14 protein-coding genes are annotated in these 12010 nt (G+C 69.4%); 4 read left to right on the top strand and 10 right to left on the bottom strand.

All coding sequences use genetic code 11. The annotated features are described in order from the left end of the window. The first annotated feature begins 16 nt into the window (after positions 1-16). Positions 17-928, top strand: a complete 912-nt coding sequence (locus tag JEQ17_RS42185; RefSeq protein ID WP_200400180.1) for an endonuclease/exonuclease/phosphatase family protein — start codon at positions 17-19, stop codon at positions 926-928. A gap of 88 nt (positions 929-1016) precedes the next feature. Here JEQ17_RS42185 and JEQ17_RS42180 read toward each other — a convergent pair whose 3' ends face one another. The 4 genes from JEQ17_RS42180 to JEQ17_RS42165 all read right to left on the bottom strand — a co-directional run bounded on the left by JEQ17_RS42180 (position 1017) and on the right by JEQ17_RS42165 (position 4260). Further along, positions 1017-1979 carry an electron transfer flavoprotein subunit alpha/FixB family protein gene (locus JEQ17_RS42180; RefSeq protein ID WP_200400179.1) on the bottom strand — a complete coding sequence of 321 codons (963 nt, stop codon included), beginning with the start codon at positions 1977-1979 and terminating at the stop codon, positions 1017-1019. Between the two features lie 72 nt (positions 1980-2051). After that, positions 2052-2837 (bottom strand): electron transfer flavoprotein subunit beta/FixA family protein, encoded by a 786-nt coding sequence (locus tag JEQ17_RS42175; protein WP_055613450.1) that lies wholly within the window; start codon positions 2835-2837, stop codon positions 2052-2054. 243 nt (positions 2838-3080) lie between these two features. Then, positions 3081-3605: a flavin reductase family protein gene (locus tag JEQ17_RS42170; RefSeq protein WP_200400178.1), complete on the bottom strand. Its 525-nt coding sequence runs from the start codon at positions 3603-3605 to the stop codon at positions 3081-3083. A gap of 232 nt (positions 3606-3837) precedes the next feature. Further along, positions 3838-4260 carry a TlpA family protein disulfide reductase gene (locus JEQ17_RS42165; RefSeq protein ID WP_200402001.1) on the bottom strand — a complete coding sequence of 141 codons (423 nt, stop codon included), beginning with the start codon at positions 4258-4260 and terminating at the stop codon, positions 3838-3840. 75 nt (positions 4261-4335) lie between these two features. Here JEQ17_RS42165 and JEQ17_RS42160 point away from each other — a divergent pair, with 75 nt between their 5' ends. After that, positions 4336-4752 (top strand): DUF4395 domain-containing protein, encoded by a 417-nt coding sequence (locus tag JEQ17_RS42160; protein ID WP_200400177.1) that lies wholly within the window; start codon positions 4336-4338, stop codon positions 4750-4752. Positions 4753-4941: 189 nt separating this feature from the next. Continuing rightward, positions 4942-5670, top strand: coding sequence for a lysophospholipid acyltransferase family protein (locus JEQ17_RS42155; RefSeq protein ID WP_200400176.1), 729 nt, complete (start codon positions 4942-4944; stop codon positions 5668-5670). Between the two features lie 21 nt (positions 5671-5691). Here JEQ17_RS42155 and JEQ17_RS42150 read toward each other — a convergent pair whose 3' ends face one another. From JEQ17_RS42150 to JEQ17_RS42130, 5 genes are all read right to left on the bottom strand, one after another. Next, the gene (locus JEQ17_RS42150) at positions 5692-6384 is read right to left on the bottom strand and encodes a B3/B4 domain-containing protein (RefSeq protein ID WP_200400175.1); all 693 of its coding nucleotides are present in this window, start codon (positions 6382-6384) and stop codon (positions 5692-5694) included. Positions 6385-6406: 22 nt separating this feature from the next. After that, on the bottom strand, positions 6407-7000 hold the full coding sequence (locus JEQ17_RS42145) for a transglutaminase domain-containing protein (RefSeq protein ID WP_200400174.1): 594 nt from the start codon (positions 6998-7000) through the stop codon (positions 6407-6409). Positions 7001-7083: 83 nt separating this feature from the next. Next, entirely contained in the window at positions 7084-8154 is a 1071-nt protein-coding gene (locus JEQ17_RS42140) for a threonine aldolase family protein (protein ID WP_200402000.1), read from the bottom strand. Further along, positions 8151-8906 (bottom strand): SDR family oxidoreductase, encoded by a 756-nt coding sequence (locus tag JEQ17_RS42135; RefSeq protein WP_200400173.1) that lies wholly within the window; start codon positions 8904-8906, stop codon positions 8151-8153. Before JEQ17_RS42135 ends, JEQ17_RS42140 begins: the two co-directional genes overlap by 4 nt. Before the next feature lie 38 nt (positions 8907-8944). Next, positions 8945-10342 (bottom strand): DUF6421 family protein, encoded by a 1398-nt coding sequence (locus tag JEQ17_RS42130; protein WP_200400172.1) that lies wholly within the window; start codon positions 10340-10342, stop codon positions 8945-8947. 378 nt (positions 10343-10720) lie between these two features. Between JEQ17_RS42130 and JEQ17_RS42125 the strand changes: the two genes are divergently transcribed. Next, the gene (locus JEQ17_RS42125) at positions 10721-11404 is read left to right on the top strand and encodes a glycerophosphodiester phosphodiesterase (protein ID WP_189842207.1); all 684 of its coding nucleotides are present in this window, start codon (positions 10721-10723) and stop codon (positions 11402-11404) included. A 24-nt stretch (positions 11405-11428) separates the two neighbouring features. Here the strand turns inward: JEQ17_RS42125 and JEQ17_RS42120 are convergent, their stop codons facing one another. Next, entirely contained in the window at positions 11429-12004 is a 576-nt protein-coding gene (locus tag JEQ17_RS42120; RefSeq protein ID WP_383380007.1) for a GNAT family N-acetyltransferase, read from the bottom strand. Positions 12005-12010 lie beyond the last annotated feature (6 nt).

The raw sequence follows: 12010 nt of genomic DNA, 5'->3' as shown, positions 1-12010 counted from the left end.
ACAGAAGGAGCCACCCGTGCCCCATCGCAGTCGAGTCACGCGCCGCCTGGGCCTCAAGACCGCGCTCGCCGCGGCGGTCACGCTGCCTCTGTCCAGTACAGCACTGTCGACCTCACCCGCCTCCGCCGCGAACCGAATACCCCGGAGCCGCCGACTGGAGGTCATGTCCTTCAATCTGCGGTACGCGAGCACCGCCGAACCCAACAGCTGGGCCGTCCGCCGCCCCGTGATGCGCGAACTGCTGCGCCAGGAGCAGCCGCACGTCATGGGCGTCCAGGAGGGTCTCTACCAGCAGGTACGCGACATCGAGGCCGACCTCGGACTGCACTACGACTGGATCGGCACGGGCCGCGCGGGCGGCAGCCGCGACGAGTTCATGGCGGTCTACTACGACACCCGCAGACTCGCCCCGGTCGAGTACGACCACTTCTGGCTCTCCGACACCCCCAACGTGATCGGCTCGAACACCTGGGGCGGCGGATCCATACGCATGGTGACCTGGGTCCGCTTCCGTGACCTGGGCGACGGCGAGCGGCAGTTCTACTTCCTCAACACCCACCTCGACAACGCGAGCCAGAACGCACGCGCGCGTGCGGCGTCCCTGATCGCCGCACGGATCGCCGGGCTCGACCGGACCCTGCCGCTCGTGGTGACCGGCGACTTCAATGTCGCCGCCCACAAGAACGCGGTCTACGACACGATGCTGGCTGCCGGACTCACCGACACCTGGGACACCGCGGCCGAGCGGAGCACGCTGTACGCCACCTTCCACGGCTACCGGCCCCTGACCCCGGACGGCGACCGCATCGACTGGATACTCGCCACGCCCGGCGTGACCTCGCACCGGGCGTCGATCAACACCTTCGCCGTGGGCGGACAGTTCCCGAGCGACCATCTGCCCGTACAGGCGTCGCTGACCCTGGCATGAGGCGAGGCCCCGGTGACCTTGACGGTCACCGGGGCCTCGTAGGTCACGGGGCACCCGCGAAACACCTGCGGGGTACCCGTGGAGCCGATCAGCCCTTGCGGGTGTTGATCTCCTCGGTGAGCTGCGGGACGACCTCGAAGAGGTCGCCGACCACGCCGTAGTCGACCAGGTCGAAGATCGGTGCCTCGGCGTCCTTGTTGACCGCGACGATCGTCTTCGAGGTCTGCATACCGGCGCGGTGCTGGATGGCGCCGGAGATGCCGGAGGCGATGTAGAGCTGCGGGGAGACCGACTTGCCGGTCTGGCCGACCTGGTTGGTGTGCGGGTACCAGCCGGCGTCCACCGCGGCACGCGAGGCGCCGACGGCCGCGCCGAGCGAGTCGGCGAGGGCCTCGATGATCCCGAAGTTCTCGGCGCCGTTGACACCACGGCCGCCGGAGACCACGATCGCGGCCTCGGTCAGCTCGGGGCGGCCCGTCGACTCGCGCGGGGTGCGGCCGGTGACCTTGGTGCCGGTCGCCTTGTCCGAGAAGGAGACCGCGAGGGCCTCGACGGCGCCGGCGGCCGGGGCGGCCTCCACGGCGGCGCTGTTCGGCTTGACCGTGATGACCGGGGTGCCCTTGGAGATGCGGGACTTGGTGGTGAAGGAGGCGGCGAACGCGGACTGCGTGGCCACCGGACCCTCGTCGCCGGCCTCCAGGTCGACGGCGTCGGTGATGATGCCCGAGCCGATACGGACCGCGAGACGGGCGGCGATCTCCTTGCCCTCGGCGGAGGACGGCACGAGCACGGCGGCCGGGGAGACGGCCTCGTACGCGGCCTGCAGCGCGTCCACCTTCGGGACGACCAGGTAGTCGGCGTACTCGGAGGCGTCGTGCGTGAGGACCTTGACCGCGCCGTGCTCGGCGAGCGCGGCGGCGGTGTCGGCGGCGCCGGGGCCCAGCGCGACGGCGACGGGCTCGCCGATGCGGCGGGCCAGCGTCAGCAGCTCAAGGGTGGGCTTGCGGACGGCACCGTCCACGTGGTCGACGTAGACGAGAACTTCAGCCATGGGAATGCTCTCCTGCTTGCGAAAGATGAGGGGCGGTGGGCGAACGGAGGTTCAGCGAGCCTCGACGGGGCCCTAGATGAACTTCTGGCCCGCGAGGAACTCGGCGAGCTGCTTGCCGCCCTCGCCCTCGTCCTTGACGATCGTGCCGGCGGTGCGTGCCGGGCGCTCGGTGGCGGAGTCGACCTTGGTCCAGGAGCCTTCGAGACCGACCTCGTCCGTCTCGATCTCCAGGTCCTCCAGGTCCCAGGACTGCACCGGCTTCTTCTTGGCGGCCATGATGCCCTTGAAGGACGGGTAACGCGCCTCGCCCGACTGGTCGGTGACCGACACGACGGCCGGCAGGGAGGCCTCCAGCTGCTCGGAGGCGGTGTCGCCGTCGCGGCGGCCCTTGACCACGCCGTCCTCGACGGAGACCTCGGAGAGCAGCGTGACCTGCGGGACGCCCAGACGCTCGGCGAGCAGCGCCGGGACGACACCGGCGGTGCCGTCGGTGGACGCCATGCCGGAGATGACCAGGTCGTAGCCGGCCTTCTCGATGGCCTTGGCCAGCACGAGCGACGTACCGATGATGTCCGTGCCGTGCAGGTCGTCGTCCTCGACGTGGATCGCCTTGTCGGCGCCCATGGAGAGCGCCTTGCGCAGCGCGTCCTTGGCGTCCTCGGGGCCGACGGTCAGCACGGTGATCTCCGCGTCGTCCGCCTCGTCGGCGATCTGCAGGGCCTGCTCGACCGCGTACTCGTCGAGCTCCGACAGCAGGCCGTCCACGTCGTCACGGTCGACGGTCAGGTCATCGGCGAAGTGCCGGTCGCCAGTGGCGTCGGGCACGTACTTCACGGTGACAACGATCCTCAAGCTCACGCCGGCTCTCCTACTGCATCGTCTTTTCTGGGCTGCCTGCTTATGGGCAGCATAGGCGCCTGAAGCGGCCGTTCCCGGTGGGGGCGACCCGCGCTCCGAGCGAAATATTACTCGCCAGTACGCACATCTACGCTCCCGCAGGTGGTTCCCTCTAAGCAAGCGCTTTGAACTGTGACCTTTGCAACGCAGCGTAATCGGAACTCGACGCTCCCGCAGGCGAGGTGGGCCGTACGGCCCGACGCGTCATTCCCGCAGCCCCTTGAAGTCGCCCTGGTGGTACAGGAGTGGGCGACCGGCACCGGTGGGGTCCCCGAGGACCACCTCGGCCAGCACGATGCGGTGGTCCCCGGCCGGCACACGGGCGACGACCCGGCAGACGAGCCAGGCGAGGACGTCGTCCAGTACGGGGACGCCCTCGGGCCCCTCCCGCCAGGCGGTGGGCGCGCCGAAGCGGTCGGCGCCGCTGCGGGCGAAGGTGGCCGCCAGTTCGCGCTGGTGCTCGCCGAGTATGTGGACGCCGACGTGGTCCCTCTCGGCGATCGCCGGCCAGCTGGACGCGCCGGTGCCGACACCGAAGGAGACCAGCGGGGGCTCGGCGGACACCGAGGTGAGCGAGGTGGCGGTGAAGCCCACGGGGCCCTCGCCGCCCTGGGCGGTGATCACGGCGACTCCGGCCGCGTGGCGCCGGAAGACGGAGCGCAGGAGGTCCGGGGAGGCGAGTTCGGGAGTGGTGAGTCGAGGGGTTCCGAGATCGGGCGAGGCCGTCATGGAGTTGTCCTTCTGCGGGAGGCGACGAGCAGGTCCTGGGCTGGTCAACAGCCCGGACAGTGCGCGCTCGCGCAGCGGGCGGGAGCCGCGGTCCGAGGGCGTTCGCGCTCGACGAGAAGGAGTTCCGGGGGCATACGGTCAGGCTGACGATAGGTGGTGCGTGCAGTCAAGTGCGTCCCGGCATATGGGAGATGCGTCACCGGTGCCCTCCAGCCTCGTCCAGCGTCACAGGTCAGGGTGTTCCGACCGCCTCGCCGAGCGCGGCGATCACGTCCGCCTTGCGCGGTTGTCCGGTCGCGCGCCGGACCACGCGTCCGTCCGCGTCGAGGACGAGCACGGTCGGCGTCTTGAGAATGTCGAGTTCCCGTACGAGGTCGAGGTGGTCCTCGGCGTCGATCTCGACGTGCGTCACGCCCGGGACGATGTCGGCGACCTCGCCGAGCACCCTGCGGGTCGCCCTGCAGGGAGCGCAGAAGGCGCTGGAGAACTGGACGAGTGTGGCGCGCTCACCGAGGTCCTCGCCCAACTCGGCCGCGCCGAGCCGCTTTCCGCCGTCCCGCCCGCGCACTCTGACTCTCCCGCTCCGCCGTCGGTTCAGCACTCCGAAGGCGCTCGCCGCCACGAGCACCACCACGCACACCACGATTCCGGCCATCTTCGGCTTCAGCATTCACGAGACTGCAAAGATTCCCGCGTCAACGGATCGTTTTCCATGCGGAATGCTTGATCCATGGACATCGATGCAAGAGGGCCGCGTTTCGGAGCGGCCGTGACGACCGTCGTACTGGCGGTCGTACTGATCACCGGCAGCGCCTGGCTGCTGGCCTGGCAGACGCTGGCGTTCGCGCTCGGCGCGGCCGGTGGCGTGGCGCGTTCCCCGTACGGCTGGCTGTTCCGCAAGGCGGTGCGTCCCCGGATCGGGCCGCCGACGGAGTTCGAGGCGCCGGAGCCGCCGCGGTTCGCACAGGCGGTCGGTTTCGTGTTCGCGGCGCTGGGTTTGATCGGCTACGGAGTGGGGCCCGAGTGGCTGGGGCTCGCGGCGACCGGCGCGGCGCTTGCGGCGGCGTTTCTGAACGCGGCGTTCGGGTACTGCCTCGGGTGCGAGATGTACCTGCTCGTACGTCGGCTCACGGTTCGCGCAGAGTAAAGGCGGTTTAAAACTCCGAGGTGGATCAAGGGGTGACGTGACGAGGATCTCGCCCTTGCGCGGCACGAGGACTGGCCACTCGTCCGTTCTTGGGGCACGATCTGCGCAATGCCGTAAACCTACGGCACCGTAACTTCCCGCCGGGAGCCCCCTTCCCAGGCAGACCAGAGAGAAGGGTCCACTCCGTCCATGGCTGAGCTTGCCTACCGTCCCGCCATCGGTCTCGCCCAGACGTTGTTCAAGGCCTGGGACCTGAAGATCGACCTCAAGGGAACGGAGAACATCCCGCGCTCGGGCGGTGCGGTGCTGGTGAGCAATCACATCAGCTATCTCGACTTCATCTTCGACGGTCTGGCCGCCCTGCCGCAGAAGCGTCTGGTCCGCTTCATGGCGAAGGAGTCGGTCTTCCGGCACAAGATCTCCGGTCCGCTGATGCGCAACATGAAGCACATCCCGGTGGACCGCAAGAACGGCGAGGCGGCGTACGCCCACGCGCTCGACTCGCTGCGCTCCGGCGAGATCGTCGGTGTCTTCCCCGAGGCCACGATCTCTCAGTCGTTCACGCTGAAGAGCTTCAAGTCGGGTGCCGCGCGCATGGCCCAGGAGGCCGGCGTCCCGCTGATCCCGATGGCGGTGTGGGGCACGCAGCGGCTGTGGACCAAGGGCCACCCGCGCCACTTCAAGCGCAGCCACATCCCGATCACCATCCGCGTCGGCGAGGCCATAGAGGCCTCGCGCGACAAGTACGCGGGCGCGATCACCCGCCAGTTGCGCGAGCGAGTACAGGAGCTCCTGGAAGCCGCCCAGCGCGCCTACCCCGTACGCCCCAAGGGCCCGAACGACACCTGGTGGATGCCGGCCCACCTCGGCGGCACGGCCCCGACCCCCGAAGAGGTCAAGGCCGCCGAGGCCCGCTGAGAGGCCGGTTACGCCGAGCCGCTACCGAGGCGCGTGCACAGTGATCCGCGCACCCGGGCTGAACTTCTCCAGCAGTTCGGCGAGTTCGGTGCCCGCGGCCTCGACGGCGGGCACCGGCATCGGTGTGAGGCTCTCCAGGAGGAACACCGCCGAGGTCGACTCCTCGGTGAGGCGGGTGCGCGGGCCCTGGCGCCAGTTCCAGCGGCGGCAGGTCACGCCCCTCTCGTCGCACCACACCACCTCGCCCGCGTCGGGGTGCTCGACGGTCTCCTCCCCCGCCGCGACGGTCACGAAGTCCTCGTCGCCCGTGGCGCGCACGAGACGCATCCCGCCCTGGATGTGGTCGAGGTCCTCCCCGCCGACCGGGATCAGGTGGGCGACGCTGATCGCGTTGTAGAGGTCGACCAGCATGTTGATCCGGGGCAGCCCTGCGTCCGAGAGGGCCCTCTTCGCCAGCGCCTCCGCCGAGTTGCGCGTACGCGAGGGCTTGGAGCCGAACGCCGTGTAGACCTCGCGCCAGGCGGCCATGTGCGGGTCCTCGTGCGGGGCGCGCCCGTCGAGGCGGGCGACGAGACGGCGGGCCGCGTCGTCGAGGAGTGCCGAGGTGCCGTCCGTACTGGGCCCGTTGACGAGTCCGTGCGCCTCGATGGTGAGGTGCGTGAAACCGGGCGCGAGGGCGCGCACCTCGTCGGACACGGTGAGCGGGAGGGTCATCTTCTGCCTTGTCTGCCTTGCCTCAGAGTGCGGTGGGGAGGGTCTTCCACAGGTGCGGCCGGTCGGGGGCTGCCTTGAGGGCGCTCAGGACGACCGGATGAGGTTCAGCGTACAGTACTGGATAGTCCACCTCATTGGACTGCGGATCGACGGGGAAGGCCAGCCGTTCGCCGTCGAGCGAGAACCGGGCGTCCACACCCGGCTTGTTGCCACGGCAGTCCTGTCGGTGCCAGGCCCCGTTGAACCGCACGGCGACCAGACCGTGCACGACATGCCCGCTTCCGTCGTCATGGAGAAGCGACTGGTAGCAGAAGGCGGTGGGGATGTCCTCGGCCCGCAGGAGCGCGGCGAGCGCGTGCGCCTTGGCGTGACAGATGCCGGTGCGCAGTTCGAGGACGTCGGACGCGCGCCAGGTGACGCGCGGGTCGCCCGCGTCCTGGGAGTGCGGAACGGTGTCGCGCACGAACTCGTACGCGGCACGCGCATAGTCATACGAGTCCGCCACCCCCTCGGCAAGACGTGCGGCCGTCTCCCGTACGAGCGGATGGTGATGGTCGACCACCTCGTCAGCGGCCAAGTATGCGGACAGGTCGGGGGTGTTCTGGATCAGCTCCATGCCCGCAGAGCATAGGAATGCGGCCACCCGAGAGTCAATGACTTTTCAGGTGACCACATATCTATGCATGACGTCCTAGGACGCTAGCGGGCCATTTCCTCCTTGAGCGCCGCCACGAACCCGTCGACGTCGTCCTCGGTCGTGTCGAAGGCGCACATCCAGCGGACGTCGCCCGCGGCCTCGTCCCAGAAGTAGAAGCGGTAGCGCTTCTGCAGGCGCTCGCTCACGTCGTGGGGCAGCCGCGCGAAGACGGCGTTGGCCTGCACGGGGTGGAGGATCTCGACGCCGTGCACCGCGCGCACGCCCTCGGCGAGGCGCTGGGCCATCTCGTTAGCGTGGCGGGCGTTGCGCAGCCACAGGTCCTTGGCCAGCAGCGCCTCCAACTGCACCGAGACGAAGCGCATCTTGGAGGCGAGCTGCATCGACAGCTTGCGCAGGTGCTTCATGTGACTGACGGCGTCCTGGTTGAGAACGACGACGGCTTCACCGAACAGCGCGCCGTTCTTCGTGCCGCCGAAGGACAGGACGTCCACGCCGACGGCGTTGGTGAACGCCCGCATCGGGACGTCCAGCGAGGCGGCCGCGTTGGCTATCCGGGCGCCGTCGAGATGCACCTTCATGCCGTGCGCGTGGGCGTGCTCGCAGATCGCGCGGACCTCGTCGGGCGTGTAGACGGTGCCCAGCTCGGTGTTCTGGGTGATCGACACGACCTGCGGCATCGCGCGGTGCTCGTCGTCCCAGCCGTACGCCTGCCGGTCGATGAGCTCGGGGGTGAGCTTGCCGTCGGGCGTGGGCACCGTGAGCAGCTTGAGCCCGCCCATGCGCTCGGGGGCGCCGCCCTCGTCGACATTGATGTGCGCGCTCTCCGCGCAGATCACCGCGCCCCAGCGGTCGGTGAGCGCCTGGAGCGCCACGACGTTCGCGCCGGTGCCGTTGAAGACGGGGAACGCCTCGGCACTCGCGCCGAAGTGGCCCCGGATCACCTGCTGGAGGTGATCGGTGTAGTCGTCCTCGCCGTACGCGATCTGGTGCCCGCCGTTGGCCAGGGCCAGGGCGGCGAGCACCTCGGGGTGGGCCCCCGCGTAGTTGTCGCTGGCGAATCCGCGGATCTCCGGGTCGTGACGACGTCGCGCGTCGGTCTTCGGAGGGTTCACCGCTTCTCGGTCAGCCACAGACGCTTTCCGTTCACTTCGGAGGCGGGCTGCTCCCAGACGCCGGTGATGGCCTCGGCCAGTTCCTTGACGTCCGTGAAGCCCGCGAACTTCGCGTTCGGGCGCTCGGCGCGCATCGCGTCGTGCACCAACGCCTTCACCACCAGGATGGCAGCCGCCGACGTCGCCCCGTCCGCGCCCTCGGACACTCCGGCCTTGCGGAAGAAGTCGGCCATGGCCAGCGTCCAGGCCTCGGCCGCGGCCTTGGCGGCGGAGTAGGCGGCGTTGCCCGCGGTGGGCCTGCTGGCGCCCGCGGCGCTGATCAGGACGTACCGGCCGCGGTCGCTGCGCTGCAGCGCCTCGTGGAAGGCGAGGGAGGTGTGCTGCACGGTGCGGATGAGCAGCATCTCCAGGAGGTCCCAGTCGTCGAGGACCGTCTTGGTGAAGGTCTCGCTGCCGCGCCAGCCGCCCACGAGGTGGACCAGGCCGTCGACCCGCCCGAAGTCCTTCTCGATGCGGGCGGCCCAGTCGTGGCTGGACTGCAGGTCGAGCAGGTCGACCGTGTCGCCGACGACCGTGGAGCCGCCGTGCGCGTACCGGGCCGCGTCCACCGCCTCCGCGAGCCGCTCGGGATCGTTGTCCGAGCCGACGACGGTCGCTCCCGCCTCGGCGAGCCGCAGGAGCGCCGCCCGGCCCGCGGGTCCGCCCGCGCCGGCCACCGCGATCACCGCACCGCTGAGAGCCCCATTCCCCATGATCTTCGCCTCCTGAGCAGTGTTTTTGGCGCGGTCGCTCACGCGGCCACCCGCTCGGCACTCTCCGCCGTGATCCCCTTGGTGGAGGCGATCACGTTCTTCAGCTTCTTGGAGAGGGCCTCATAGAACATGCTCAGGGGAAACTCGTCAGGAAGCACGTCGTCCACGAGCTTTCGCGGCGGCTGGTTCAGATCGAGGGCGTCCGGGCCCTTGGCCCAGCGGGATCCCGGGTGCGGCGCGAGGTACTGGGACACCATGTCGTACGCGGCGAACCAGTGGACCAGCTTCGGACGGTCGATGCCGTCGCGGTACAGCTTCTCGATCTCGGCGCACAGCTGGTTGGTGACCTGCGGGGCGCGCTGCCAGTCGATGTGCAGCTTGTTGTCGGTCCAGCGGACGACGTCGTGCTTGTGCAGGTAGGCGAAGAGCAGCTGGCCGCCGAGCCCGTCGTAGTTGCGGACGCGGTCGCCGGTCACGGGGAAGCGGAACAGGCGGTCGAACAGCACCGCGTACTGCACGTCACGGCCCTGCGGGAAGCCGTCGGCCTCCAGCTTCACGGCCTCCTTGAAGGCGGTGAGGTCGCAGCGCAGCTCCTCCAGGCCGTACATCCAGAACGGCTGGCGCTGCTTGATCATGAAGGGGTCGAAGGGCAGGTCGCCGTGGCTGTGGGTGCGGTCGTGGACCATGTCCCACAGCACGAAGGCCTGCTCGCAGCGCGCCTGGTCGCCGACCATCTCGCGGATGTCGTCGGGCAGTTCGAGGCCGAGCGTGCCGACGGCGGCCTCGGTGACCTTGCGGAAGCGGGCGGCCTCGCGGTCGCAGAAGATACCGCCCCAGGAGAATCGCTCCGGCGCCTCGCGCACGGCGATGGTCTCCGGGAAGAGGACGGCCGAGTTGGTGTCGTAGCCGGCCGTGAAGTCCTCGAACGTGATGCCGCAGAACAACGGGTTGTCGTAGCGGGTGCGCTCAAGATCGGCCAGCCACTCGGGCCAGACCATGCGCAGGACGATCGCCTCGAAGTTGCGGTCCGGATTGCCGTTCTGCGTGTACATCGGGAAGACGACCAGGTGCTGGAGCCCGTCCTCGCGGTGCGCGGCGGGCTGGAAGGCCAGCAGGGAGTCGAGGAAGTCGGGGACCTGGAAGCCGCCCTCCGCCCAGCGGTGCAGGTCCTTGACCAGCGCCTCGTGGTAGGCGGCGTCGTGCGGAAGGAGGGGGGAGAGCTCCTCGACCGCGTCGATGACACGGCGCACGGTGAGACCGGCTTCGGCCTGATCCGGGGCACCCTCGGCGTCGAAGTCGACCGAACCGTCCTTGGACTGCCATGGCCGGATCCGCTCCACGGCATCCTTGAGCACGGGCCAAGCCGGGTGCTCCACCACCCTGTCCTGGGGAGGAGCCTGCTCCTCCGTACCCACCTGCACAAGAATTTCCGTCATGACCCATCCTCCACGGGAGAACCTCGCGTATGGACACCGTATGCGCGCAGGGTTCTCCGCCACAAGTGGAGACTCGGGAGATTATCCTGCCTCCCCTCATCTTCACCGCTCTTTTTCCTGCCGGACGCCACGGGGACGAATACTTCCGCCGATTGCTGGGTAGCCGCCGAAGTTCGGTCAACCGACTCGGGACTCGCCCACGCAGGAGTGAGGCGGGAGGAGCCCGGCACGGCCTGTTCTCGCCGCTGGAAGGCCTCATTGGCCGCTGCCGGAGCGGGTTCAACGCCGGGCCGGGCGATTAGGCTGCGGCCTTGCCGCGTGGGCACGGGACCGCAGCACGCGGCAGCCAAGCCGCCGTCGACGGAAGCGGAGTCAGCCTTGAACTTTCTCACCATCGGGCACCGCGGAATCATGGGTGTCGAACCCGAGAACACCCTCCGTTCCTTCATCGCCGCCCAGCAGGCCGGCCTGGACCTGATCGAACTCGATCTGCATCTGAGCAAGGACGGCGCGCTCGTCGTCATGCACGACGCCGACGTGGACCGTACGACCGACGGCTCGGGGCCGATCGCCGAGAAGACCCTCGCCGAGCTGCGGGTGCTGGACGCCGGCCGCGGTGAGCGCATCCCGGTGTTCGAGGAGGTCCTGGACGCCGTCACGGCGCCGCTGCAGGCCGAGATCAAGGACGTGGCCGCCGCCCGGGCGCTGGCGGAGGTCATGAACCGGCGCGATCTGGTCGGCAGGGTCGAGGTCCTGTCGTTCCACGACGAGGCCATCGCCGAGATCGCGCGGCTCGTCCCCGGTGTCCGCACGGCGCTGGTCGCCAGCCGCTATGGCATCGATGTCGTCGAGCGGGCCACCGCGGTCGGCGCCACGAGTCTCGTCCTGAACATCCGGCGCCTGACCCTGGAGGTCGTCGAGCGCGCCCGCAAGGCGGACCTGCGGATCATCGGCTGGGTCGTGAACACCCAGGACCATCTGCGCCTCGTACGCGCCCTGGAGCTGGACGGCGCGACCACCGACTATCCGGAGATCAAGCGCACCGGCCGCTTCACGGCGTAACGGCCGGACCACGCGGCGGAACGATTATGCGAGCGGCTTCACCAGGAGCTCGAAGCGCAGATCGTCGCGCTGCGGGATGCCGAACCGCTCGTCGCCGTACGGGAAGGGGGTCATCTCTCCCGTACGGCGGTAACCGCGCCGCTCGTACCAGGCGATGAGGTCCTCGCGTACGGAGATCACGGTCATGTGCATCTCCTTGACGGCCCAGGTCTCGCGGGCGAACCGCTCCGCCTCGGCGATGATCACCTTGCCGAGGCCGGCGCCCTGGAGTGCGGGGCTGACCGCGAACATCCCGAAGTAGGCGTGGTCGCCGCGGTGTTCGAGCTGGCAGCAGGCGACCACCGTGCCGTCGCGCTCGACGGTCAGCAGACGGCTGTCGGAGGACTTGATGACCGCGCGCACGCCCTCCGGGTCGGTCCGCTGGCCTTCCAGGATGTCCGCCTCGGTGGTCCACCCGGTGCGGCTGGAGTCTCCCCGGTAGGCCGACTCGATCAGCACGACGAGGGCGTCCACGTCGGCGTCGGTGGCGTCGCGGAACGTCAGTCCGGTGGCGGCGGTGTCCATGGAGCGGTTCTCCGATCTCGGGCGCGGCTCGGGCACCGCCGA

Origin of the sequence: Streptomyces liliifuscus (assembly GCF_016598615.1) — a bacterium.
Taxonomy (GTDB): Bacteria; Actinomycetota; Actinomycetes; order Streptomycetales; family Streptomycetaceae; genus Streptomyces; species Streptomyces liliifuscus.
This window is presented reverse-complemented; position numbering and strand designations above follow the sequence as displayed.

Excerpts from the sequence above, each read along its gene's own strand:
- JEQ17_RS42145 (WP_200400174.1), bottom strand. The coding sequence starts at position 7,000 with ATGGAGCTGATCCAGAACACCCCCGACCTGTCCGCATACTTGGCCGCT.
- JEQ17_RS42130 (WP_200400172.1), bottom strand. The coding sequence starts at position 10,342 with ATGACGGAAATTCTTGTGCAGGTGGGTACGGAGGAGCAGGCTCCTCCC.
- JEQ17_RS42155 (WP_200400176.1), top strand. The coding sequence starts at position 4,942 with ATGGCTGAGCTTGCCTACCGTCCCGCCATCGGTCTCGCCCAGACGTTG.
- JEQ17_RS42150 (WP_200400175.1), bottom strand. The coding sequence starts at position 6,384 with ATGACCCTCCCGCTCACCGTGTCCGACGAGGTGCGCGCCCTCGCGCCC.
- JEQ17_RS42135 (WP_200400173.1), bottom strand. The coding sequence starts at position 8,906 with ATGGGGAATGGGGCTCTCAGCGGTGCGGTGATCGCGGTGGCCGGCGCG.
- JEQ17_RS42160 (WP_200400177.1), top strand. The coding sequence starts at position 4,336 with ATGGACATCGATGCAAGAGGGCCGCGTTTCGGAGCGGCCGTGACGACC.
- JEQ17_RS42165 (WP_200402001.1), bottom strand. The coding sequence starts at position 4,260 with ATGGCCGGAATCGTGGTGTGCGTGGTGGTGCTCGTGGCGGCGAGCGCC.
- JEQ17_RS42180 (WP_200400179.1), bottom strand. The coding sequence starts at position 1,979 with ATGGCTGAAGTTCTCGTCTACGTCGACCACGTGGACGGTGCCGTCCGC.
- JEQ17_RS42170 (WP_200400178.1), bottom strand. The coding sequence starts at position 3,605 with ATGACGGCCTCGCCCGATCTCGGAACCCCTCGACTCACCACTCCCGAA.